We start from the raw sequence: 24,024 nt of genomic DNA, 5'->3' as shown, positions 1-24,024 counted from the left end.
CTTTTATGACTCAGAAAATAAAACGCGGCGTCAGTCTGTACAGCTTTCAGAATGAGACCTATCTCGGCAAGATGTCCCTCGATCAGGCGATCGGTCACTGCGCGGCGTTCGGCGCCCGCGGCATTGAAGTCGTCGGCGAACAGACCTTCGCCGGCTGGCCGGAGTGCGGCATGCCGGAGGCGGCGATCGCCGACTGGCGCCGTCTGATGCAGCGCCATGACACGGTGCCGGTGTGCCATGACTTTATGCTCGACTATAAACGTTATAAAGACCGGCCGATGCCGTTTGACGAGCAGGTGCGCAGCGTGCAAAACGACATCGATTTTGCCGCCCGGCTGGGCATGCGCTTTATCCGCTCTCTGGTTTCCGTGGCGCCGGAGGTGCTGGTGGCGGCGGCGCCTTATGCGGAAGACAAAGGGATCACCATTCTGCTGGAGGTGCACGCCCCGCTGCATTTCGACCATCCGTGGATTATTCGCCATGCCGAAGCCTATGAAAAAGCCAACACCCGGGCGCTGGGCTTCCTGCCGGATATGGGGATGTTTTTAGCCCGCTTCCCGCGGGTGTGGAAAGAGCGCTTTATTCGTAACGGTTGCCCGCAGGCGGCGGCGGATTTTATCGAGAAAGCCTATGAGGAGCGGACGCTCAGCGAATACGTGATCCTGGATGTGATGCAAAAATGGGGGCCGGGCCCGCAGCTGGCGATGGCGGAAACGCTGCGCCACAACGCGGCGTTCGAGCCGAAGCGGATGCTCGATTTTATGCCGCGGATCCACAACATTCATGCCAAATTCTACGAAATGACCGACGAGATAAGCGAATGGTCAATTCCCTACGATGAGATCTTCCGCGTGCTGCAGAAGGGCGGCTATGAGGGGTATGTGTGCTCCGAGTATGAAGGCAACCGCTGGGTGGAAGATGCGCAGGAGGTGGACAGCCTGGAGCAGGTCCGCCGCCAGCAGCTGATGTTCTGTCGCCTGTTAGATGAAACCCCACCCCCGGCGCTGCTGGGTCAGTAAGGAGCATTATCATGTTTGATCAGCATATTATCTGCCGCGAAGGTTTCGGCAACGTCACCCGCGACGGGGAAATTATCGGCGTGCGCTTTTTGGCCCGTCTGCCTTACTACCGCGGTCTGGGTTTGTCGATGGTGGAAGATATCGCCGTGACCCTCAACGGCGAAGCCATCCCGCGGCAGGCGATCCGCCTGGCGCTGCGCGGCCGGGAGTGGACGCTCGACGAGCTGGAGAGCGTTTACGACGACCGGTGGAACTTCGGTGAAAAGGCGACCATCACGGTGCTCAAACCCGGCGGCCTGCCGGCCGGCTGGCATCGCCTGAAGGTGGCCGAGAGGCTGCGGATCTCCTATCTGCCGTTTGTGCCGGTGACCACCTTTGAAACCGAGCTGGAGTTAACGGCGTAACCTCCCGCAGGATCCGCTGCCGTTATGGCAGCGGATTTCTATACCACGGGGCAGCCACCGGGGAGCGCTGAGGAGATTGCCGTCCAGTCAAACCGCTTCGGAAGAGCGCGGTTTCTCAGCCTGCCTGTGCAGACGAAATAGGAAAATTTACTTCGCAGGCTAACCGCAGATTGCTTCAAAAAAATTCCCGTATTTGTTATATTGTTGTTCATTGATTACTCACCTCTGCGGTGCCAAAAAGAACAAGATTCACCGCAACCCAGGACAATACCATGTTAGATTACCGCTTCCCGACAGCTTTGCAGATGGTTCTCAGCGTAGCAATGGCGGAGCAGATGGGTGAACGTTCGACGAGTGCGATTCTGGCCTACGGCCTGGAAGCCAACCCGAGCTTTATCCGCAAATTAATGGTTCCGCTCACCCGTGACGGCATCATTGTCTCCACGCTTGGCCGCAACGGCTCTATTCATCTTGGCCGCCCGGCGGACAAAATCACTCTGCGTGATATCTATCTTTCCGTTATCGAAGATAAAAAACTGTGGGCGTCGCGCCCTGACGTCCCGGCCCGCTGCGTGGTCAGCGCCAACGCCTGCTGGTACTTCAAATCGGTCGCTGACGAAGCGGAGCAGGCTTCGCTAAACGTCCTCGCTCGCCATACCGTGGCCAGCGCGCTGGAGGCGCTTAAAAACGCCGATACCAGCGGCTGCGACCCGGTACCGGAAATGATCGCCCGCTTTAAAAAAGCGCATTAATCCTGGTCCTGACGAAAAAAAACCGCCTTCAGCTGAAGGCGGTTTTTTGTTATTTGCCGCAGGCTAGGCGGGCAGATCCTCCTCGACCGGCTTACTGCGGGTCACCAGTTTCCGTAGCGTCACGTAAAACACCGGCGTCAGGAACAGACCGAACAGCGTCACCCCCAGCATCCCGGAGAACACCGTGATCCCGGTGACGCCGCGGACTTCCGCCCCTGCGCCGTGGCCGAGGATCAGCGGAATGGTCCCGGCGATAAAGGCGATGGAGGTCATGACAATCGGGCGCAGTCGCAGGCGGCACGCCTCCAGCGCGGCTTCCATGATGCCTTTGCCCTGAATCTCCAGCTCGCGGGCAAACTCGACGATCAGAATGGCGTTTTTACAGGCCAGGCCCATCAGGACCACCAGCCCCACCTGCACGAAGACGTTGTTATCGCCCCCGGTCAGCCAGACGCCAAACAGCGCGGAGAGCATCGTCATCGGCACGATAAGGATCACCGCCAGCGGCAGGGTCCAGCTTTCATACAGCGCCGCCAGCACGAGGAACGCCAGCAGCACCGCCACCGGGAAGACGATCAGCGCCGTATTGCCCTGGGTGGCCTGCTGGAAGCTGAGGTCCGTCCATTCAATATTCATTCCATTCGGCAGCACCTGTTTAGACATGGCATCCAGCAGCGTCATCGCCTGCGAGGAGGAGAGGACGCGCGGATCGGCATCGCCAATCAGGTCCGCCGCCGGATAACCGTTGTAGCGGATCACTGGATCCGGCCCGTAGGTGGTACTGATATTCACCATACTGCCGATCGGCACCATTTCGCCCTGATTATTGCGGGTGCGCAGATTGGCGATATCTTCCACGCTCTCGCGGTACGGCCCGTCAGCCTGGGCCATCACGCGCCAGGTACGCCCGAACTGGTTAAAGTCATTGACATAAGACGAGCCGAGATAGGTCTGCAGCGTGCCGAACAGATCGGTCAGCGATACCCCCTGCGCTTTCGCCTTATCGCGATCGACCTGGACATCCAGCTGCGGCACGTTAGCCTGGTAGGTCGAGATCGGGAAGTGCATCCCCGGCGTCTGCATAATCGTCCCGGACATGGCATTCACCGCGCTTTGCAGCGCGCCATAGCCCAGCCCACCGCGATCCTGGATGTAAAGGGAGTAGCCGGAGCCCTGACCCAATCCTAAAATCGGCGGCGGCAGGATGGAGAAGCCAAATCCCTGCTGGATTTGCGCGATTTTGGCGTTAATCTCCGCGTTAATTTCCGCCGCCGAGTGTTTGCGCTGGTCGAACGGCTTCAGGCCAAAAAAGACCGTCCCGGTATTCGGCGTGTTGGTGAACTGCAGCGCGTTAAGACCGGGGAAGGCGACCGCATAATCGACCCCTTCGGTATTCATCCCGATCTCGCTCATTTTGCGGATCACCGCATCGGTGCGCGCCAGCGACGAACCTTCCGGCATCTTCACGCCGCCAATCAGGTACAGTTTGTCCTGGGTGGGAATAAACCCGCCGGGGACGACTTTAAACATCACCCCTGCGGCGCAGAGCAGCAGCAGGTACACCACAAACACCGCGCCACGGCGGCCGAGGGTTTTACTCACCAGCCCCTGATAGCCGTTCGAACTGCGCAGGAAAAAGCGGTTAAACGGACGGAAAATCCAGCCGAACAGACGATCGATCAGCCGGGTAGGGAGGTCTTTTTTCGCGCCGTGCGGCTTTAACAGCAGGGCCGCCAGCGCCGGGGAGAGCGTCAGAGAGTTGATGGCCGAGATCACCGTGGAGATGGCGATGGTCACCGCAAACTGCTTGTAGAACTGACCGGTCACGCCCGAGAGAAACGCCATCGGCACGAACACCGCGCACAGCACCAGCGCAATAGCGATAATCGGCCCGGAGACCTCTCGCATCGCCTGATGTGCCGCGGCAAGCGGCGCAAGCCCCTCTTCGATATTGCGCTCGACGTTTTCCACCACCACGATGGCGTCATCCACCACGATACCAATCGCCAGTACCAGCCCGAACAGGCTCAGGGTATTCAGCGAGAAGCCCAGCAGATAGAGTATGCTGAAGGTACCGACCACCGATACCGGCACCGCGATCAGCGGGATAATCGACGCGCGCCAGGTCTGCAGGAACAGGATCACCACCAGCACCACCAGCACCACCGCCTCCAGCAGTGTCTGCACCACCGCGCGGATGGAGTCGCGCACGAACACCGTTGGGTCGTACGGCGCCGCCCACTTCATATCTTCCGGGAAGCGGGTGGCCAGCTCGGCCATTTTGGCGCGCACGGCGTTCGACAAATCGATGGCGTTAGCCCCCGGGGACTGGAAGATACCGATCCCGACCGCGTCCTTGTTGTTGAGCTGGGAGCGCAGCGCATAGCTACCGGAACCCATCTCGATGCGCGCCACGTCGCGCAGGCGGACCAGCGAGCCGTCCTGCGCTGTTTTCAGAATGATATTGCCAAACTCTTCTTCGGTATGCAGACGGCCCTGGGCGTTAATCGAGATCAGGAAGTCGCTCTCCTGCGGCAGCGGCTCGGCGCCAAGCTGCCCGGCAGAGACCTGGACGTTTTGCTCCTGCATCGCCGTGACCACGTCCGAGGCGGTCAGCCCGCGCGCCGCCACCTTATTGGGATCCAACCAGACGCGCATCGCATATTCGCCGGAACCAAATATCTGGATTTGGCCGACGCCGGGCAGACGCGCCAGCTCATCCTTCACCTTCAGCGTGGCGTAGTTGCGCATATACAGCGAGTCGTACTTACCGTTTGGCGAAAACAGATGCACCACCAGGGTCAGCGTCGGGGACTGTTTCTGGGTGGTGATCCCCAGACGGCGCACATCCTCCGGCAGACGCGCCTCCGCCTGCGCGACCCGGTTCTGCACCTGAACCTGCGCCTGATCCGGGTCGGTACCCGGGCGGAAGGTCACGGTGGTCACCAGCACGCCGTCGGAGCCGGCGACCGATTTCATGTACATCATGTTTTCAACGCCGTTGATCGCTTCCTCCAGCGGCGTCGCCACGGTCTCGGCAATCACTTTCGGGTTGGCGCCGGGATACTCCGCGCGCACCTGCACGCTGGGGGGCACGACGTCAGGATATTCGCTCACCGGCAGCAGCGGGATGGCGATTAACCCGGTGATAAATATTAAAATCGACAGCACCGCGGCGAAAATTGGCCTGTCGATAAAAAAGCGGGAAAAGTCCATGTCTTGGATTCTCTGATTAGGGATCAGTTGAGGGCGGCGCTGGGGGTCATGGCAACGGTTTTGGCGTTAACCGGCATACCCGGCATAAACACTTTTTGTAAGCCGTCGACGATGACGCTATCCCCAGGCTTCAGACCCTGCTTCACGACGCGTAAACCGTCGGCCAGCCGCCCCGGCGTGATATCACGTCGCTGCGCTTTGCCATCTTTATCAACGATATAGACATATTTACGATCCTGATCGGTGAGCACCGCTTTGTCGTCGATAAGCGTAGCCTGGAACGCCGCGCTGCCCGGCAGACGCACGCGGGCAAACAGACCCGGCGTGAACAGCCGCTGCGAGTTATCCAGCAGGGCGCGCATGCGGATGGTGCCGGTGCTCGGCGTTAACTGATTATCGAGAAAATCCACTTTGCCCTGATGGGGGTAGCCCTCCTCGCCAACCAGGCCAATCTCCACCGGGAGCGCCTGATTATCGCTGGACGCGCCTTGCCCGCGGCGGGCGAGATTTTGGTAGTGAAGGTAGGTTGACTCGTCGACGTCAAAGTAGACGTACACCGTCTTCTGCGAGACCAGGGTGGTGAGCACGCTGGCGGTGTCGCCCGCCGTGACCAGGTTGCCGCTGGTGATCAGCGCGCGGCTGGCGCGGCCGTCGATAGGGGCGGTCACTTTGGTGAAGTCGAGGTTAAGCTGCGCGGCATCCACCGCCGCCTGCGCGGCGCGAATATCGGCCTGCGCCTGTACCGCGGCTGACCGGCGCTGCTCCCACTCTTCACGGGAGACGAGGTTGGTATGGACTAATTTATCGGTGCGGTTCGCCTCGCTTTGCGCCAGGCTGGCCTGCGTTTTGGCTCTCGCCAGCGTCGCCTGCGCCTGCTCCAGCGCGGCGCGATAGGTTCTGTCGTCTATCGTGAACAGCACCTGGCCCTTTTTCACCTCCTGGCCGTCGGTGTAATTCACTTTATCAATATATCCCGAGACGCGGGGGCGGAGCTGAACGCTCTCCACCGCTTCAATGCGACCGTTGAAACTATCCCACTGACTGATCGACTTCACCAACACCTTAGCGGCGCTGACGGCAGGCGCGGGCGGCGCGGCGTTTTGCGCGACGCTGTCGTCGCAGCCGACGAGCAGGAAGGAGAGCATCATCGCGCCGAGCGCGGTCAGGTGAATGTTTCCCCAGGTTTTTTGCAGGCTCATTATTTTTATTCCAGTCATTGTAGCCGCCGGGCAAGACGCAGCCTGAGAGGCTGCGCCACTTCCTTTGTCCGGGCTGGCTTAAGGCCATTTGTGTCGATCATCGCCACAAAATTGTAACAATTTCGAATACACTATCGCGGCGATTGTAGGAAGGCGCTTAACTAAGTGCAAGAATAATTGTTGCACTTTATGTGCGATCCTCACCGGAGAAAAAAGGCGCGATCCTGGCAGGGTTTTAAATGCAACAATAAAACTTGCATTTTGTGTAAAACCAGGCCACCTTTTAATGCAACTGCTAAAGATGCTTTTAACCGGCCGCGAGGGGGAAATATGATGAACACTGGCGCCATCATTCAGGATCTGATCGACTGGATCGACAACCATCTTGATAGCCGTCTGGATATTGATACCGTTGCCCGGCGAGCCGGCTATTCGAAGTGGCACCTGCAGCGGATCTTCAAAGAACATACCGGGCACCCCCTCGGGGAGTATATCCGGGCGCAAAAGCTGCAAAAATCGGTCGAACGCTTAGCCCACAGCAACGAGCCGATCCTCAACGTGGCGATCGCCCTCGGCTTTGACTCCCAGCAGTCCTTCAACCGCAGCTTCAAGCGCCAGTTTGGCCAGGCGCCCGGCGTCTGGCGCCGGAGTATCAGCCGCTCTGCCGCGCAGACATCTCGTCAGTGATGCTCATGACCGGGGAGGGTCAGTCCTTACCCGGTCCATGATCGAATTTGCTGCCTTTGCCGATGGCATAGAACTGCCCGCCTGCGACATAGTGAACGGTCCGCAGCTCGTCCGGCGCATCATCAAAGATCCAGTGTCCGTTGCGGAATACCCGGTCATCGCTCCAGGCGGCGACGATGTCGCCCATAAACAGATTGTGCTGTTGCTGGATGTCCGGGTAAGGCATCACTTTGCACACCAGCCAGCCCGCGCAGCCGGCGACAAGGGGGAGATCGAACCCCGGCTGATAAAAGAAGGGGATGGTGTCGTTTTTATCCGGCGCGTCGGCATAGCTGCGCCCGCCAGCGTAGAGGACGGTTGCCATCTGGCTGACTACGGGGATCTGCACGACGAAATAGCCGCTCTTTTCCACCAGCTGACGAGTGAAGGCCTGGGGGCCGATATAGGCCACCACTTTTCGCTCGCCTGCCAGCCCAACCCAGGCGGCTGACATGACATTTTCGACGCCATCATATTTTGCGGAAATCATGGTGGTGGACCCGACCTGCAATAAACGATACGCCTTACTTAATTCGACAGGCTGAACGGACATTATTTTTCCTTTATGCGTGTTATTTAATATGTTGATTCTCTGGATATTTATTGAGGGCATGGTCATTTTTGGCCCCTCACGCGATATCCACAGCGCAACGATACGCCAGGCGATTAAGCGCAAAAAGATGCGTAAATTGTTTTCATTATTCATAATCAACGAATAATCATGCCGCCTGTCGGTAGGCTGCTCGCTACAGGGGAGAAAGAAGGTGGATCGTATCCAGGCTATGCAGATGTTTATGCGCGTCGCGGAGGCAGGAAGCTTCGTGCGTGCCGCGGAAACCCTTTCCCTGCCGGCCTCCACTGTCACCAGTACCATTAAAAACCTTGAGAAATACCTGAAGGTGCGGCTGCTGAACCGGACCACAAGGCGGGTGAGCCTGACTCCGGAAGGGATGCAGTATCTGGCGCAGTGCCGGGAAATTCTCGCCCTCATCGAACATAGCGAATCCAGCCTGAGCGAGTCTGTCGCGCGGCCTCAGGGGCGCCTGCGGGTTGATATGCCCGCGGGCATCGCGCATTTCATCGTCATGCCCCATCTGCAAGACTTTTACCGACGCTACCCTGATATCTACCTGATGATTGGGGTCAGCGATCGGCAGGTCGATCTCATTCAGGAAGGCGTCGACTGCGTGATACGCACGGGAGAGCTGAACAACTCCAGCCTGGTGGCCCGGCCTCTGGGCCGCTTTCGCTGGGTCACCTGCGGGTCACCGGACTATCTCAGGGAATATGGCGTGCCGCCATCACCGGAGGCGCTCTCTCAGCACCGGGCCGTGCATTATTTCTCCGGCCAGGCGAGGCGGGCCGATGAGTTCCGCTTCCTTCGCCACGGCGAGACTTTTTCTGTACCCGTCAGCGGCACCGCCGCGGTGAATGAAACGGGGCTTTATATAAAAATGTGCCTGGCAGGATTTGGGCTGGCGCAGCTGGCGGAGAATATCGTGGCTGACCACCTGCGGGAGGGGAGGCTGGTGGAAGTGCTGGCGGACTGGCAGCCGCCCCCGGTACCCGTCACGTTGCTCTATCCGCACCAGCGCTTTCTCTCTCCCGCCGTGCGGGCGTTTGCTGAGTGGATGAGCGAGGTGGTTTGAGGGAAGTATCGTTTCGGGAGCCCCTCATGGGAGCGCAGGGCTCCTGCAGAAATATCTGGTCTGCCGATCAATCACTCGATATTCTGTAATGCTTTGTCTTTTTTGTGAACAGGAAAAAGTATGTTTAATACGCTCCCCGATTTACACAGAAGTTTTGCAGAGCAACTGAAGCTTAAATTACAGTCTGACCCGCGGATCCTCGCCCTTCTCGCCGGCGGCTCGTTTATCCATGGCGGGTTTGATCAATACTCCGATCTCGATTTCGTGGTGGTGGTCGACCCTCTCTATTATGACGAAATCATGGCTCAGCGTATGGCGTTCGCCGGAACCCTCGGCCATCTGCTACATGCTTTCACCGGGGAACACGTCGGCGAGCCTCGCCTGCTGATCTGTCTGTTTGGCCCGCAACTTCTGCATGTCGATCTCAAATTTATCACCCTGGACATGCTCACTCAGCGCGTTGAGGAGCCTGCCGTGCTATTTACCCGTGATAGCGATGCTCTCAAGCGCCAGCTGGCAAAATTTAGCGCTTACTGGCCGAACATGACGCCGGAGTGGTTTGAGTCCCGAGCCTGGATCTGGCTGCATTATGCCGGGGTTAAACTGGGCCGGGGCGAACTCTTCGAAGCGCTGGGGATGCTGTCCTTCTTCCGCGAACAAGTGCTGGGACCGATGCTGTTCCGTCGCGCCAATCTACCGCAACGCGGGGTTCGCCGAATAGAAGCCCTCGGCATTGATCCCGATGGCCTGCTGACTTCCACTCTGGCAACGCACGATCGTCACTCTGTCGGGATTGCCATCCGAAGGGCTGCCGACGCTTATGTCAATCTGCGGGCTGATGCGCTGCCTGACAATATTGCAGACGATGCGGCGCGGTGGGCGGTCTTTGCCATGCTGGACGCCTATTCTGACAAGGAGTAAATCTATCCCTCCGGCCGCTGACGCGGCCGGAGTATGAAAGGGTTGCGCGAGATGTCGTGGGGGGGCTTATCCTTATAGGGGGGCCGGGTAACCGGTAACGCTAAAACTTCCCCTGGCCCGGTTTATTCCGCACCGCCAGACGATTAGAGTTTATCCAGTTCACGCACCGTACGTTCATTGACGATATTACCCGTATTCAGGGTCGATTTTGGCTCCAGTAAAACGACGCAGCACTCTTCGGTTAACGCTTCAGGACAATGCTCAGTTCCTTTCGGCACAATAATAAACTCTCCGGCATCAAGAATGATATCGCCTGTTCTTAAGCCCATTCGCAAGCGGCCGCTGACCACAAGAAAAAGCTCGTCCTCCTGTTCATGATGATGCCAGTCAAATTTTCCGGATAATTTAGCCAGTTTGACATATTCGTTATTCATTTCGCCGACAATTTTCGGGCTCCAGTAATCGCTGAACAGAGCAAAACTGTCTTTTAAATTAACTTTACGCATTCATCTTCTCCGTCACACATATTTAATGCGGGTGGGTTGATTTCGTCATAAAAAAAGAGCAGGCATTGGGCCGCACGGCGCACAGCCGGGTTAGGCGATATTGATCGCTAATAAAAAGACGCCAGGATCATCAGGAAAGTGACCGTATTATGGCCAGCTTTCCGGCTATTACGCCTGCTTTGCTTTGTGGGAAAATACAGCGCAAGCAGGCCGGTTCTGCTGTTCGAAATAACAATACAGTTAACCCGCAAACTGAACAACGGGTTTCCCGATGACGGGGGAAGATATTTATCAGTTCGCAATCAATCGACTGAATTTAATTAATTTTATTTTTAAAATAATTTTCCCTCAGGCATTCAGCGGACCGTTTTTGTTTCTTTAAGTGAACAGATGCCCGAAACTCTGGCGCCATATCTCAGGTCTCCAGGTTCGATAATGGCGCGGCGGAGTTAACCGGGCTCGAGGTGAGTCATCACCACCGTCGCGCTAACCGCCGTTTCCGTTGCGCTGTACGTGTGCGCAATCTCTGCAGAGAAGGCATAAAAATCCCCGGGCTCCAGGGTGATGACTTCATACTGGCTCAAGCGCAGGCGCAGAGTTCCGCTGTGTACCAGAATATGTTCATGCGCCCCCTCTGAATGTCCGGGGCTGTGGATGGTGACCCGCGGTTCCATTTGCAGCAACCATATCTCGGAGGTATTGCCGGGGCCGATGCGGAATTTCATCATTTGCGAATAATCGCCCGGCACAGGGCGATATTTTTCAAAGCGGGGATACATCCTGCTGCCGCTTAGCAAATCGCCGACCGGTAAACGTAACGCGGTGGCGATAGCGTCCAGCGTATCAACTCGGGGACTGGAAGATCCTGATTCCAGTTTGGATAACGCTCCCTTTGAAACCCCTGACAATTTAGACAGATCGTTTAACGAAATCCCCCGGGACTGCCGTAGTCGTCTTATTTTACTGCCGATATTTAATGACAACGCAGCTGGTTTATCGCGTTCAGAATCTGCCATTATTGCCTCCCTCCCCGAGTGAGTCCTTCTCATCCGAATAAACGCCCCGCCCAGTTGAGATTGCGGTAGGGACATAACACTGCTGTCGCTGGCCTGATATGTCATCGCTGCATCAACAGTCAGTGATTCTTCACGCGCCCGCCATGCCTGAATACCACGTTTATCCTTTCAAATGAACCATTTTGGTGTTCACCGGTTTGATGGGCAGTCTGGGTAACGGGAGATATTGCACATTGAATCTGTTCGTTGCGTTCGGATGTTGCCGGGCTGTTTTAAGCGAAAAATGGATGATTCTGGAGTAACGGATTGTTTATTGATGTAAGCAGGGGCCGTTATTTTCCCCACTTCTACAGTGGGGGTTTGAGGATCTGTATCAGGAAATGATGCCGGTGTTGCCATATCTAGTAATGCACCAGCCCGCCATCTACCGCGTACTGACTGCCGGTGACATAGGATGCATCATCAGAAAGCAGGAAAAGTGCGACAGCAGATGCTTCTTCCGCGGTTCCTGCCCGGCCGAGGGGGACCTGGCTGACAACAAAATCCTCAAACTGCTGACGCGACTCTTCCGGCATGAAATGTCTAAAGTTCGTTTCGATCGGACCCGGTACCAGCGTATTGGCGCGAATCCCCCGCACAGCCAGCGCAGAGGCCCAGCTTTTAACCATTGCGACAACTGCGCCTTTCGTTGCTGCATAGAGGCTGGTCATTGCCGCACCTTCATATACAGATGAAGATGAGGTGACAAGAACAGATGCGCCTGAATTGAGGGATCCAGAAAGAGCGGCAAGCTGCAGCATCGGGCCGCGGACGTTAGCATTCATCATGCGGTTAAAAGCATCCGCTGTCACCGATTCCGGAGCACCTACTTCTGCGAAGCCAGCATTAAGCCATAGTCCGTCGAGTGAACCCCAGCCGCTTATCGCTGCCTGAAGAACGCTTATATCTGCTTCGCTGGCTGCATCGTTCTTCAGAATGAGAGATGATTCAGGCAGTAGACTACGGGCGCGCTTCAGCCTTTCATTATTGAGGCCCGTAATGGCAACATTGCCGCCCTCACTAACAATGCGCAGTGCGCCTGCAAACCCCATACCGCTGGTACCGCCAGTGATAAGGATGCGTTTACCTTGAAATCTGCCCATGATTCGCCTTTCTTTGTCTTTAGAAACATCACGTACCTGACGAAGATAACCATCAGTCGTCATCTGTTACATCACGCCATGGTGAGATTATGGCTGCAGCATTGGCATTTGGCACCAAGCGGGGTGGGGTCCAATGCTGATGGTGGCCCTTTTTTTCAGCGCCGGGGGAGTGTATTTGAAGAACCAGATCTTTCTGCCGAATGGCTTAATCAACAACGCCAGCCCGTCGCCATCGCGTAGTTGCTACTCGGTATTAGTTTGGTATTTCAATTGATTAGGTATCTTTTTGCACCATGGTTTTTTACGATATGGCATCGTGGTGCAAAACAAGCATAGATGATGCTCGAGATTTATACAGAGAATATGACCGCACAGGTAACAAAAAAACCCGCAGGGCTTGCGCCGTGCGGGCTCTTAGGACTTCATCGGATGACTCTGGTAATCACCGATGGAGAATTTTGGGCTGGCGTCCTTGTAATTGGTGGGGGAGGTGGTTGAGTTTGTTGGTGATTTTGATTTTTTGCGGGGAAGGGAAGGCGCAAAAAGAGTGGCGATAATGTTGATATGGAAGGGGTTTTTGTAACTTTATGATTTTTATAATGATTAATGGAAAAAGAAATATGACGTTTTGAGTTCTGTTTTCAACGGAGCAAAATGAATAATCGCGATGTGCATTGTCGGATACTGTGAACAAATTCCCCGAAAAGAAAATCTGTCACATCCCTTCTCATTCAGAATTGATAGGATCTGTTGTTAACTCAACGGCTATTGAAATTGGAAAAAACATGAAAAAGTGGCTGTCATGCTTGAGAAAGGCTGAGTTAAGCTCTCTAACTTAGAACTGTCAGATTGAAAGAGTGTTTGTTCTGAAATATTTTTAGCCCATAGCTACCTACGTATGGGCCGTGACTTCAAAATATCCAAAAGAAAAAGTGAATATTATAGTTGGATCTCAGGTGGTGATTCATTAAAAATCTCCTCCCACTGAGATTGCCAGTCATTGCTTAAGGAAAACTTTCTGAACTTATGGTGTAAATCTGTCCTTATTAATAACCACTTCTGTTTAGTTAATGCACTAGAGCGTAATGCTCGAGAAACATTATTTGTAAATTTTTTGTTATCTTCACTTACAAGGTGATCATTTATTGCCTCAGTAATTTCAGTTCCAATACTTGCCTCATGGCCTAAGTAAGCTCTAATTACCAATGCCACGAAAATAAGTGGAACATATTCACTGCCACGAGACATAGCTTCATTTAAGCTTAATGGTTTTATCGTAGAAGGGACCTCCTTATCTCCATATGTAATATCTGTGTTTATTGGTTCATTTATATCATCAAAGTTAAAAGATAAATTAATCTGGTTTGTTTTTTCTTTATTACAGCTATTGTCTTCATTTATTTCGTTTGTATAATTAAAGGAAGCTATTAGTTTGCTTATTCTCTTTTCAGTTAAAAATACATCAGTCTGTGTTTTTAATATTGATAATGATAATTTCTCCTTCTCATATTCAGAAGATAAATAACTGGATATTAAACTTGGCATTTTGCTATGTTCAACCAGATCTATAATTTCATGGTTGTTATTTATTGTTCTATCATTATATATAGAGTTAACTAACTTATTAAGTTCATCTTTCGCTTCATTATATGGTTTTTTCTCATGAAAAGGCAGATGGATTGAGGACAAAGAAAGATATATAGGAGTGTGGCATATATCAAGTATCAGACAGGTTCCAAGAGGAGATATCCGAAACGTATGTGATGGTTGAACATTATATTCTATATTGAGATCACTATCTGAAGGTAACTCAATACATTCTATAATTCTTTCTTTAACAGAACCTTCAATTGCTTTAACAATCCATTGTTTTTTATAACCATATAAAGATGCAAACTTCATTACTCTATCTAAAGATATTCCTCTTGAGGTTTCTCCAGGTGAAACTGCATCATTTAGAAAAGATAATATCCGTAATTTTAGATAATAGCATTGGTTAATGTTTTGATATGGCAAATATACATTTGGAATGTAAGCTTTTTCAGTATGGTCTGGATGATAGGTCAAAGTAGATATAATGTCTTGCTTGCGCCACGTTATTTTATTCCCTAGTTGATAGTGTACATGCTTTATCAACTGATAAAAAGTTCTAATATTATGCCATGCTACAGATGATAATATCTCAAGGATAGGTATGGATTCATTTGATAGCTGAAGATTTTTGCGTAGAACATCTGCGTAAAAGTTCATCCTTTCGAGGAATTTATCTAATTGATATTTTTTCCTCCAATCTTTAATCCTGTAATCCTCACCCAAATGTTCTTTAATGTATTTTATACGGGTTGATATTAGTTTATTAAAATCTGGAGATTTAAGGTGTATTATCTTATCCTCAGGACGAACATCAAGGAAACCTTTATCTTTGTTTTTGAAAAAAGTAAACTCCCTAAGAGTGATAATTACAGTGGCACCTGATTCCTGCGTGATTAAATGTGATAACGCATAAATTTCTTCCTGGAAACTTTCTGCTGCTCGATCTACATTATCAATAATAATAATTACAGATTTGTTTTCTCTAGCTCTTTTTTTAAATATGCGTAATGCCATATTTTTCTTGTTAGAGCTTTCTTTTTCTAGAAGTTCAGCTTCTTTAAGTATAAAAGACTCAGGGTTTTTATTGAAAATTTCTTTATAAGCACCATTTTTTAATACTTTTAATTCATGTGCAAATGTTACTCTTAGTTCATCTAAAGTAAACTCTGTTTCGTAGTCATTCTTTATTTTTTCATATAGGTAATCAAAAACTATATTTTTCACATCAATACTGTGTTTAGACACATCATTTATCAAATCAATTATAATTGGCGTGGCATAAATATTTTTTGACTGTCTGGCTTCTACTAGACATTTTGTGACCAATGTTGTTTTTCCACAACCAACAGCGCCAGTTATGATGATAACTTTTCCAGTATTGTGCTCAAGAATAAAATCTTTCCCTTCAGATGGAGACAAATCTAGCGCATCATTTGGTAGAAAACTAGGTTTGGAATCCTTTAATGCTCTTTTAATCTCACCTTTAAATTGGTCAAGTTTTGAGTCGCTTACAAAGCAATGCTCAAGCATCTTACGCTGATTTTTTTCAGTTATTTGAGAGAAGAAATTTTGATAAAAATCGTCAATCCATTCATTATCTTTGTTGCTGTCCCACGTAAAATTATTAAAATGATCTTTTAAGATATAACATACTTCTGATGGTGAATAATTGAGTTCTGAAAGATAATTGTCAAGATTGTTATTATGTATGCTATCCTTCGACATTAGGTCATACATAAGATCAAAAGAAAACTCCCCGTTAAATAAATTACCAAAATAAATCCCTTTCATTGAATCAATAGTTTTACCAGGTTTTGGTAACATAGGGCAAACTAACCATTCAGCGCCATTTGTTATAACTGCATATTGCACTGCTTTTTCGACGCAATATCTTTGTGCTTGATCTATAACATCAGTAAGCTTTTTCTTGAATGCTTTTTTAAAATATGAGACTGTATATTCATTAGAAGTTAATGAACTCGTCGGTAAACCAAAGGTAACACCTATCTTTTTTGCTTCGACGACAAGTCGTGGATTCCTCTCTATACTCAGTATATAGTCGGCATATCCTGAGGTTCCACAAAAGGCTTCTGGTGTAAATTCTTCTTTTTTCCAGCCAAGAATCTGTAAAATTTCATCGATCATTAGGAGTCTGATCTCAGCTTCATTAGCTTCAAAAAGAGTTTCCTTGTGAGTGATGTAGTTTTCCTGAAGTGTCTTAAATTTTTCGAATGCTTTTTCTCTGCTCATAGCTAGCCTTGATAACTAGGTTTAAGGAATTATTTTATCTCTGGCTTTCAAAGCGTCAACTTGTACTTAAGTAAAATGTGCTTTGTTAATGAATGAAAAATAAGAGATTATTTCATTTCTTTATGTGATGAGATTCACAAAAATATTGTGGTGCTAAATTTTAATAGTACCTTATAGAGGATGTATTTACGAATCGTAGGTGTGGAAATAATTAGTGTAAGCGCACCCGTTTTAGTTCCACGCACTTTTTGAGATTTCCGCGGTTTCAGCCATCAGCCCGTATTCTTCCGGCGTCAGGTTATTCAGGGATTCGTGGGGGCGCTCGCCGTTATATTCAGCCAGCCAGCGCTCTGTAATTTCCCGTGCTTCATTCAGTGTTCTGAACAGTTAAAAATCCAGTATTTCTGTTCTGTATGTCCGGTTGAACCGTTCGATAAAGGCATTCTGCGTTGGCTTGCCGGGCCTGATAAACTCCAGCATCACACCATGCTCTTCTGCCCATTGTGCCAGCGTCAGCGAGACCAGTTCCGGACCGTTATCCATCCGCATCTTTAGCGGATATCCGCGGTTTGCCACGATCCTGTCCAGCACTCTCACGACTCGCTGCGCCGGGATATTCAGGTCAATTTCGATCGCCAGTGCTTCGCGGTTAAAATCATCCACCACGTTGAAGGTCCGGAAGCGTCTGCCGCACACCAGCGCATCGTGCATAAAATCGATGGACCAGCTCTGGTTCATCGCCTCTGGCGTCACCAGCGGAACCGGATTGCGCACTGGCAGGCGCTGTTTTCCCTTACGGCGAAAATTCAGTTTCAGCAGGCAGTAAATCCGGTGAACGCGCTTATGGTTCCAGCTTTTGCCCTGCCTGCGCAGCACCTGAAAAAGCTTTTTAAATCCGTATCGCGGATAGCGTTCAGCCGCCACGGTCAGCGCCATAATGACTGGCTCATCACGTTGCGTATCCGGCTGATAACGAAATACCGTCCTGCTCAGCGACAATATCCTGCATGCCTGACGTAAGCTCATGGCAAACTGCGCGGTCAGATAGCTGACCAGCTCACGCTTTATCGCTGGTTTTAAAGCTTTTTTTCAATAACGTCTTTCAATGCGCGGCACTCGAGGCTCAGGTCCGCAAACATCTGTTTCAACCGGCGGTTTTCATCTTCGAGGTCCTTCATCTTTTTGATATCAGAGGCTTCCATACCGCCGAACTTCGCTTTCCAGTTGTAGTACGAGGCCTCAGAAATCCCGGCTTCGCGGCACACATCTTTGACGGTGCGTCCGGCTTCGACGGACTTCAGAACGGCAATGATCTGGTGTTCGGTGAATCGGGTCCAGGAACATAATCAGTATGCAGGAAGATCTCTAAATGTGAATGGTCCGCTTTACCGGGATACTTACACTGCCACTGGCGGATTTCAGCAGCATCGAAGACCACCAGTCGGGAAGAGAGGTGGACGGGGCGGGGAAAGTCGGTGTCTTTAATCAGGCGATGAACTGACGATTCATTCATCGCCAGAAACTGGACCACCTGCCGCATACGCACATTACCGCTTTCGGGAAAAGCATCGTTACTGTCAGCACGGGTTTTCATGATTGCACCTCACGGGAACAGAGTATCGGAGCGGTTATAGCGCGGAACGGGAAGGGGAGGTATAGGTCCGGGTGAAAAAATTAAGTCCGGATAGAAAGTAATGAGTCCGAAGAGACCTAAACCCTAATGGATATGAATGAATTAATTGAAAAAAGAGAAGTTAACAAGCTGTAATTCTAACGGGACTACATATAATGGATGGCAACGTACGACAGTGAACTCTTCATAATAGCAGACCTTATCTTAAGGTCTGCAAAAAATAAGATGGAGGTTTGGAAGGAAGAATAAGCACCAAAATATTTCATACAGATATTAAATTTTGATTACCTTGTTAAATGACTGCTTAACTCCTGATTGAGTAATCATATTTTTGATAAGAGGTAGTATTCAACAAGCCCGCAATATTCTCTCAATTGCCCATCTTGATTGAGAGTCAGGTAATCATCTAAAAAACGCCTGATTTCTGTTCTGCTGCGCTTACCCGTTTTACTGGAAAGTTTTTGGCGTACAGATGTAAGTATATATGATCTGTTTTGTACTAGCCTGACCTTGTTAAGGTTGAGTACAGTATTAATTTGTGCCGAGAACTCTCTATCTGTTGAAAATATCTTTCCTTGCCCATCATATTTTATGATGTTATTAATTTGATCTTGTTGTTTGCTGGGGTTATATTTTAATGGTTTATCACCTTTTTTTGTATCACAAGTTTGACTAGTGAACTTTTCTCCTTCAGATCCCATGCAGCAACCTAACAGATTTGAATAATCAAGCTGGAGTCGCGGGTTGTTTGATTGGCATGCCCAATGTTCCACTTTCATTGTTTCGGCCGTTATGCGAGTCATACAATAGGCGCAGAGATATCCCTGCTCTGTCAACAAAGATGATCTGATGGCATTTTTTACAGGTGTAAAATTAGGTCCATCATATTCTCCCCCTCTGGAACGATATTCTGTGAGTAAGCGCGGCTCAGATCCTTTTCGTATCTCTCTCATTCTTTGTCCCATCCCTGAAGTTCGATGTCAAATTTAGCACTAACTAATTCAGGTATTTCTCCATTGAGGTCTAATTCTATTTTATTAATTTTATTTTTCGCTTCTTCTATTTTACCTTCCTCTATAAGCATGAATACATCATCAATTTCTTTCTGTACTTCAGGTGAACGATCTAGTTTTTGAAAGCCAGTGTTCATTATTTCATTAAGAACTTCATTTGATGTCAGTCCATATGATTGTTCAGGTTTGGATGCATTAAAGTTTCCATTGCTATCTTTACCCAGTATACAAATTTGATGATGTTTTACTTCGCTTATCACTTGAGGTGAATGAGTCGAAACAATGAATTGACAATTTGGGAAAACTCTACTGAAGTTTTTCAAGATATTACGTTGCCATTCCGGGTGTAGATGCAAATCCACCTCATCAATAAGAATAATACCTGCAGTGAGTAGCGGGTTTTCTGATAATGGGTTGAGTACCATCATTCTTCTACATATATCAAGGACTAAGGCCAAAAGTGATTTTTCACCTTGAGATAGTTGAAGAACATTTATTTTTTTATTATTTTTTTCAATTGAAAGATGTAGTGTTGGTTTCAACTCTACATTTAGGTTACTAAAATCCTCCATAAATAACGAAACAGCATTATTTATGATTGTTTGTTTTCTTTTAGCGCTACTGCTTCCTTCGTACTCTTGGCGTTCCTTAAGACTAAGGATAAGATCATCTAGTAGTTTACGAGACTTTGAATCCGTTAATGCTAATGTTTCCAGTGATGCGAGTATTTTGGGATCAGTTTGAAATGCTGAAGTTGCTTCGTGTTTAACTACGTCATCAAGACGTTTATACCAACGAAAGAAAGCTTTAAAGTCTGCTTTCCCAGTAAGAGCATTATTATATCCGTCAAAACGATTGCTAATTTCTATGGCTGATGTTTCATCAAAGTCAGATACATCTTTTGAATTGATATCTGTAGAGCGCATCACTCCATAGTACGCTAGAAGTGGCAGTTCAAAACGTTCATCTTTATCGCAAGCTAGTTTATACAAATTACCTAACCTAGTGAAAGATGAATAATAACTCTTTTTGTTTACAATACTTCCTTCTTCAACTTCACATAACTCAAGTGTTGAGTTATAATTATGTTTGAGACCAATCTTGGCTATAATAGAACTATAACCATCATTATTACCTATACTGATATCCGATTTCTCTATGTCTCTGGCTCTTCCACCTTTGTGTACAATGCGTTGTATAAGCCAACTCAGACTATAAGAAATTGCATCCAGTACAGTTGTTTTTCCCGCACCATTGTTTCCAACAAGTACTTGAATTTGACTTTTTGTCATATCTAGATTAAGGCGATCTATAATCCTAAAATTCAGAAGAGACAGTTGTGTGAATCTTATTTTTTGTTGGCTAAATTGTTTAAGTGCCAAATCAAGATATTCCTGTGCTTTATGAATATCTTGCTCTAAAAATTTTCCGGTCTGATAAAGTGTATATAACTCGTAGGAGGAGTCAATATCCCCTTTTCTTGATTTAGAGGCAAGTTTAATGAATTTATTGTTTTCTATAGGCTTCATCTTCTTTCCTCAGTTTTATTATTTCTGTAACGGTATTGGTTGAGTATTTTTTAGACATTCTGACTCTGAAATCAGGTTCGATATAAATTGCAAATGATAGTAGTCCTTGTAGATAATAAGAGGTGTCAGGATCAAGTAAGCCAAGTTTATATTTATGAATTAAGGAGGAAATGAATCTTTTACGTTCTCGCCCTATTGAAAGCGACCCTTGTGTTGTCAGCGTTACGCCAGTTATATGCCGATTATGAGCTCGCGAAGTAAAAACCGTTTTTCGTTCATTTAATGTTATTCTGTTCTGATACTCTTTATTGAGAAAATGTCTGACTTCATTAGGTAAATCAAATAAAGCATTTTTATGATGGGTCGAAAATGTAAGGTCATCAGCATAACGTGAATAGGTGATCTCTCGCTGTTGACAAAAGTTGGTGAATGAATCATCAAAGAGATACATAATTACATTTGAAATAAGCGGAGAACTGGGCGCTCCGACGCTTAATGAAAGCCTACCAGACTGATTTTTAGCTTTATTCCAGAATAAACCTTTTGTAAGAACTCTCTTCTCTGCAGAAGATAACTCATAATCATTCCATTCACATGCCATGAAGAGTAAATCAGGAGTAATGCTATTGAAAAAATCAGAAAAATCCATCTTTAGAATATAAGGATTATTAGAGTGTAGAGTTGCGTTTTGTTTAATACCCAAGCCTTTTTTATAAGCAACTGCACTTTCATGGATACGGAAATGAGTTTCCAAAATAGTTATAAGACCATATTGGAAAGTCTTAAGTTCACGCGAGGGATGCGCGATAATCCTCTCTCCACCATTTCGTTTAGGTATGGTGTAAACCTTATATCGATTAGGTGCATTAAAAAGGAAGCTGTCAATTTGCCGACGGTTTCTCGGCTGAATTTTGACCAGTTTTGCATAGAGGTTAAGGCGCATCCTTAGTCCTTAGGGAATCATAAACATAGACAAAGAAAATGTGGCAAACCGAGTATCGGTTTGCCACTGTCCTTTACTAAAGGATGCGGTAGTCGTTCTCCGCAGCCGCGATGGGTTCAAGCGGCTGCGGAGAACGACTACCGCAACCACGAAACCCCACAATAAGTTAGAGTCTGGCTAATCACCCGACTAGACGTAATCGTCTAAACGCTAAAGGACCCTCTCAGTCTACTGTATCGAATACTGCACATCAATGCCTCACGAAACACAACGATTAGGTGAAGATGCAGTAGGGAAATTGAACTGCTTTCTATAAAGTCATACCCGAAGTGTTTGCTATATATAAATCAAGTAGATGCTAAGACTTAAATGTTCAGAAACTATAATCTAGTTGTATTCCATAACCTGTAATAAATAGCTCTCACTTACTCTTCCTCACGCCCCATCTTCAACACCTCATAAAACGTCCCTCGTCCAAGCCCATCAAACGACAATCCCCGCTCCTGAGCCAGCGTCTTCAGCTTACTAAGTATCCGATCCGAAGCCGGTTTATCAGACGTCCCATACCGCCCATCAGTCTCCTCAACGAGAAGCTGAACCAGTAGCCAGCAGAGTCGGGCAGTATTCTCCCGCGCTTTGTCACGCTTATGCATTCCACGCAGGGAAGGTTGTGCTGAAGCAGTGAGATCCGGCAGCGCGTCGTCACCGAGCGTCTTTAACCACTTGCGGCCACGGCTATTACGCGACAGTTTCATCACTGCCTTCAGGCTGCGGGTCTTAATTTCTGGCGGCGTAAGTTCGTCATCAATAAGCCGCCAGGCCAGGGCAAACATCTCATCGGCATAGAACATGCGTTTATTCGCCGGGGCGCTGACCATGCCTGTGGCTTTTATGGTGCGGCTGATGGCGTCGTGCAGGATACGGTAATTTTCCTGATGTTCTTCCGGCAGGGCGTTTGCAGGTTGGGAAGCATCGAGGCCGAGAAGCAGAAGGGCGAGATGCCGCGCTTCCAGCAGCGGCATATCGCATTCCCGTTCAAACAGATTCTGACGAATGGGACTGGTCACATTATTCTCCTTCCACGATCCGCAGCGGTTCTTCTTCACCGAGCAATGCCTGCCGTCTGGCGGCATCAACGTAGTTTCCCCACCACTGCATCAGCGGTCGCCTTTGTTCCAGATAGTCGCTGCGGTTGTAGGCCGCTTCGATCTCATCCTCTTTCTGGTGCGCCAGCGCAGACTCCAGGACTTCACGGGGAAAATGACCTGCGCCCGCCGTTCTGGCGATGCTGCGCATGCCGTGGGCGACCAGCTCGCCGCCAAACCCCATCCGAATAAGCGCGGCGTTCGCGGTTTGCTGGTGCATGTGCTCCAGTGGTTTACGGATGCTGGGGAAGACCCACGGGCGATGGCGACTAACGGGCTCCATAACCTGAAGAACGCGCAGCGCCTGTTTGCTGAGCGGCACCGTGTGCGAACGGTTCATCTTCATAAAGGTGTCGGGGATGCGCCATTCCGCTTTTTTCATATCGATGTCGCACCAGCGGGCGCTGACGGCTTCGCCGGGGCGAACCCAGGTCAGTAGCTCCCATTCGATAAGGCAGCGGGTTTCCTTGCGGATAGAGGCGTTCTGTAGCGCCAGCATCAGCCTGCCCAGCTCGCTGGGGTGGAGGGCGGGCATGTTCTGCTATTTCGGTTTTTTGAAGCGGGCGACCAGGTTGTCAGCCGGATTGAACTCGATGAGCTCTTCGGAGATGGCGAAGCGGAAGATTTCATTAAGCCGTGAAATGACTCGTCGCAGTGTTTCGAGGATGCCTTGTTCTTCCAGAGGTGTGAGGTGCTCCTTGAGCATCTTAGGGCGGAGCTCGGTGACGGGCGTGTTACCCAGAGAAGGGAAGACGTGCATCTCCAACGAGCGCCAGATATCTTTGGCGTGATCTTCGCTAAGATCGCTGGTCCGTTTCTTCTCTTTGAGCCACTGTTCCGCAACTTTTTCCAGCGTGCATTCATTCTGGATGCGTTTTTCTTCAGCTATTCCTGCTAAGTGTTGACGGGGATCGATGCCCTGATAGAGCAGTCGTCTGTATTTCGTGCGAGTTTCGCGAGCCATGGCCAGTGTAACGACCGGGTAAGGGCCAAGGCTGGTTTTGGTGCGCTTTTTGGTGACGGGATGATAATACTCGAAATGCCAGGCCTTCCTCCCTGAAGTCTTAACCAGCAAGTACAGGCCTTCACCGCCCCGTAGCTCATAGTCCGTGCTACGGGGCTTCGCGCCAGCGATCTCCACATTTGTTAAGGGTTTCAGTTGCTTAGGCATGTTTTAGCACCACGCTTTTTTAGCCCCACGATACCGTGGGGCTAAACATGGTGCCAAAAGGTTAAGATTCATACAGAGATCATGACCACACATGCAACAAAAAAGCCTGCAACTCGTTGAAGTTACAGGCTTTTTTAAGGTTCATGATGCATCATGAATGAATGTTTGGTGGGCTGGCGGAGTCTGACTTAATTGCT

At 49.4% G+C, this 24,024-nt stretch carries 18 protein-coding genes and 3 pseudogenes; 6 read left to right on the top strand and 15 right to left on the bottom strand.

Annotated features, from left to right (window positions below; genetic code table 11):
• The first annotated feature begins 5 nt into the window (after positions 1-5).
• From QLG03_RS10660 to QLG03_RS10650, 3 genes are all read left to right on the top strand, one after another.
• Positions 6-1,019: a TIM barrel protein gene (locus QLG03_RS10660; RefSeq protein ID WP_049013851.1), complete on the top strand. Its 1,014-nt coding sequence runs from the start codon at positions 6-8 to the stop codon at positions 1,017-1,019.
• Positions 1,020-1,030: 11 nt separating this feature from the next.
• Positions 1,031-1,423: a DUF6379 domain-containing protein gene (locus QLG03_RS10655; protein ID WP_050533619.1), complete on the top strand. Its 393-nt coding sequence runs from the start codon at positions 1,031-1,033 to the stop codon at positions 1,421-1,423.
• Between the two features lie 272 nt (positions 1,424-1,695).
• Complete coding sequence (locus QLG03_RS10650; protein WP_023290703.1) at positions 1,696-2,175, top strand: Rrf2 family transcriptional regulator; 480 nt, start codon at positions 1,696-1,698, stop codon at positions 2,173-2,175.
• Positions 2,176-2,238: 63 nt separating this feature from the next.
• Here QLG03_RS10650 and oqxB read toward each other — a convergent pair whose 3' ends face one another.
• Positions 2,239-5,391, bottom strand: coding sequence for a multidrug efflux RND transporter permease subunit OqxB (gene oqxB, locus QLG03_RS10645; RefSeq protein ID WP_044524417.1), 3,153 nt, complete (start codon positions 5,389-5,391; stop codon positions 2,239-2,241).
• Between the two features lie 23 nt (positions 5,392-5,414).
• Positions 5,415-6,590, bottom strand: a complete 1,176-nt coding sequence (oqxA, locus tag QLG03_RS10640; protein WP_044524416.1) for a multidrug efflux RND transporter periplasmic adaptor subunit OqxA — start codon at positions 6,588-6,590, stop codon at positions 5,415-5,417.
• Between the two features lie 333 nt (positions 6,591-6,923).
• Between oqxA and QLG03_RS10635 the strand changes: the two genes are divergently transcribed.
• On the top strand, positions 6,924-7,277 hold the full coding sequence (locus QLG03_RS10635) for a helix-turn-helix domain-containing protein (protein ID WP_032429203.1): 354 nt from the start codon (positions 6,924-6,926) through the stop codon (positions 7,275-7,277).
• Positions 7,278-7,296: 19 nt separating this feature from the next.
• Here the strand turns inward: QLG03_RS10635 and QLG03_RS10630 are convergent, their stop codons facing one another.
• On the bottom strand, positions 7,297-7,869 hold the full coding sequence (locus QLG03_RS10630) for a flavin reductase family protein (protein ID WP_048335044.1): 573 nt from the start codon (positions 7,867-7,869) through the stop codon (positions 7,297-7,299).
• A 211-nt stretch (positions 7,870-8,080) separates the two neighbouring features.
• Between QLG03_RS10630 and QLG03_RS10625 the strand changes: the two genes are divergently transcribed.
• The gene (locus tag QLG03_RS10625) at positions 8,081-8,965 is read left to right on the top strand and encodes a LysR family transcriptional regulator (protein ID WP_023290699.1); all 885 of its coding nucleotides are present in this window, start codon (positions 8,081-8,083) and stop codon (positions 8,963-8,965) included.
• A gap of 120 nt (positions 8,966-9,085) precedes the next feature.
• Complete coding sequence (locus QLG03_RS10620) at positions 9,086-9,886, top strand: hypothetical protein (RefSeq protein WP_102004649.1); 801 nt, start codon at positions 9,086-9,088, stop codon at positions 9,884-9,886.
• A gap of 143 nt (positions 9,887-10,029) precedes the next feature.
• Here QLG03_RS10620 and QLG03_RS10615 read toward each other — a convergent pair whose 3' ends face one another.
• From QLG03_RS10615 to QLG03_RS10560, 12 genes and pseudogenes are all read right to left on the bottom strand, one after another.
• Positions 10,030-10,392 carry a cupin domain-containing protein gene (locus QLG03_RS10615; protein ID WP_023290697.1) on the bottom strand — a complete coding sequence of 121 codons (363 nt, stop codon included), beginning with the start codon at positions 10,390-10,392 and terminating at the stop codon, positions 10,030-10,032.
• A gap of 449 nt (positions 10,393-10,841) precedes the next feature.
• A complete protein-coding gene (locus tag QLG03_RS10610) occupies positions 10,842-11,408 on the bottom strand; it encodes an XRE family transcriptional regulator (protein WP_048298702.1) in 567 nt (188 codons plus the stop codon).
• 401 nt (positions 11,409-11,809) lie between these two features.
• Positions 11,810-12,550, bottom strand: a complete 741-nt coding sequence (locus tag QLG03_RS10605; RefSeq protein WP_117129183.1) for an SDR family oxidoreductase — start codon at positions 12,548-12,550, stop codon at positions 11,810-11,812.
• 120 nt (positions 12,551-12,670) lie between these two features.
• Positions 12,671-12,832, bottom strand: a pseudogene (locus tag QLG03_RS10600) (integrase arm-type DNA-binding domain-containing protein); the annotation flags it as partial.
• Positions 12,833-13,489: 657 nt separating this feature from the next.
• The gene (locus QLG03_RS10595; protein ID WP_255988584.1) at positions 13,490-16,393 is read right to left on the bottom strand and encodes an AAA family ATPase; all 2,904 of its coding nucleotides are present in this window, start codon (positions 16,391-16,393) and stop codon (positions 13,490-13,492) included.
• Between the two features lie 231 nt (positions 16,394-16,624).
• A pseudogene (locus QLG03_RS10590) lies at positions 16,625-17,706 on the bottom strand (IS3 family transposase).
• Positions 17,691-17,987: an AlpA family transcriptional regulator gene (locus QLG03_RS10585; RefSeq protein ID WP_255988582.1), complete on the bottom strand. Its 297-nt coding sequence runs from the start codon at positions 17,985-17,987 to the stop codon at positions 17,691-17,693. The pseudogene QLG03_RS10590 and the gene QLG03_RS10585 overlap by 16 nt, the downstream one beginning before the upstream one ends.
• 362 nt (positions 17,988-18,349) lie before the next feature.
• Positions 18,350-18,979 (bottom strand): retron system putative HNH endonuclease, encoded by a 630-nt coding sequence (locus QLG03_RS10580; RefSeq protein ID WP_023301568.1) that lies wholly within the window; start codon positions 18,977-18,979, stop codon positions 18,350-18,352.
• The gene (locus QLG03_RS10575) at positions 18,976-20,568 is read right to left on the bottom strand and encodes an AAA family ATPase (protein WP_023301569.1); all 1,593 of its coding nucleotides are present in this window, start codon (positions 20,566-20,568) and stop codon (positions 18,976-18,978) included. Before QLG03_RS10575 ends, QLG03_RS10580 begins: the two co-directional genes overlap by 4 nt.
• Positions 20,546-21,511 carry a retron St85 family RNA-directed DNA polymerase gene (locus QLG03_RS10570; protein ID WP_023301570.1) on the bottom strand — a complete coding sequence of 322 codons (966 nt, stop codon included), beginning with the start codon at positions 21,509-21,511 and terminating at the stop codon, positions 20,546-20,548. Before QLG03_RS10570 ends, QLG03_RS10575 begins: the two co-directional genes overlap by 23 nt.
• 425 nt (positions 21,512-21,936) lie before the next feature.
• A complete protein-coding gene (locus QLG03_RS10565) occupies positions 21,937-22,578 on the bottom strand; it encodes a hypothetical protein (protein ID WP_255988579.1) in 642 nt (213 codons plus the stop codon).
• A 1-nt stretch (position 22,579) separates the two neighbouring features.
• Positions 22,580-23,827, bottom strand: a pseudogene (locus QLG03_RS10560) (integrase domain-containing protein).
• Positions 23,828-24,024: the final 197 nt, after the last annotated feature.

This window comes from Klebsiella sp. V115_8 (assembly GCF_029967715.1).
Classification (GTDB): domain Bacteria; phylum Pseudomonadota; class Gammaproteobacteria; order Enterobacterales; family Enterobacteriaceae; genus Klebsiella; species Klebsiella quasipneumoniae.
Note: the sequence above shows the minus strand (reverse complement) of the source record. Positions and strands in the feature narration are given on the sequence as shown.

Excerpts from the sequence above, each read along its gene's own strand:
- oqxB (WP_044524417.1), bottom strand. The coding sequence starts at position 5,391 with ATGGACTTTTCCCGCTTTTTTATCGACAGGCCAATTTTCGCCGCGGTG.
- QLG03_RS10580 (WP_023301568.1), bottom strand. The coding sequence starts at position 18,979 with ATGAGAGAGATACGAAAAGGATCTGAGCCGCGCTTACTCACAGAATAT.
- QLG03_RS10605 (WP_117129183.1), bottom strand. The coding sequence starts at position 12,550 with ATGGGCAGATTTCAAGGTAAACGCATCCTTATCACTGGCGGTACCAGC.
- QLG03_RS10615 (WP_023290697.1), bottom strand. The coding sequence starts at position 10,392 with ATGCGTAAAGTTAATTTAAAAGACAGTTTTGCTCTGTTCAGCGATTAC.
- QLG03_RS10650 (WP_023290703.1), top strand. The coding sequence starts at position 1,696 with ATGTTAGATTACCGCTTCCCGACAGCTTTGCAGATGGTTCTCAGCGTA.
- QLG03_RS10575 (WP_023301569.1), bottom strand. The coding sequence starts at position 20,568 with ATGAAGCCTATAGAAAACAATAAATTCATTAAACTTGCCTCTAAATCA.
- QLG03_RS10655 (WP_050533619.1), top strand. The coding sequence starts at position 1,031 with ATGTTTGATCAGCATATTATCTGCCGCGAAGGTTTCGGCAACGTCACC.
- QLG03_RS10630 (WP_048335044.1), bottom strand. The coding sequence starts at position 7,869 with ATGTCCGTTCAGCCTGTCGAATTAAGTAAGGCGTATCGTTTATTGCAG.
- QLG03_RS10635 (WP_032429203.1), top strand. The coding sequence starts at position 6,924 with ATGAACACTGGCGCCATCATTCAGGATCTGATCGACTGGATCGACAAC.
- QLG03_RS10620 (WP_102004649.1), top strand. The coding sequence starts at position 9,086 with ATGTTTAATACGCTCCCCGATTTACACAGAAGTTTTGCAGAGCAACTG.
- QLG03_RS10570 (WP_023301570.1), bottom strand. The coding sequence starts at position 21,511 with ATGCGCCTTAACCTCTATGCAAAACTGGTCAAAATTCAGCCGAGAAAC.
- QLG03_RS10610 (WP_048298702.1), bottom strand. The coding sequence starts at position 11,408 with ATGGCAGATTCTGAACGCGATAAACCAGCTGCGTTGTCATTAAATATC.
- QLG03_RS10585 (WP_255988582.1), bottom strand. The coding sequence starts at position 17,987 with ATGAAAACCCGTGCTGACAGTAACGATGCTTTTCCCGAAAGCGGTAAT.
- QLG03_RS10660 (WP_049013851.1), top strand. The coding sequence starts at position 6 with ATGACTCAGAAAATAAAACGCGGCGTCAGTCTGTACAGCTTTCAGAAT.
- QLG03_RS10595 (WP_255988584.1), bottom strand. The coding sequence starts at position 16,393 with ATGAGCAGAGAAAAAGCATTCGAAAAATTTAAGACACTTCAGGAAAAC.
- oqxA (WP_044524416.1), bottom strand. The coding sequence starts at position 6,590 with ATGAGCCTGCAAAAAACCTGGGGAAACATTCACCTGACCGCGCTCGGC.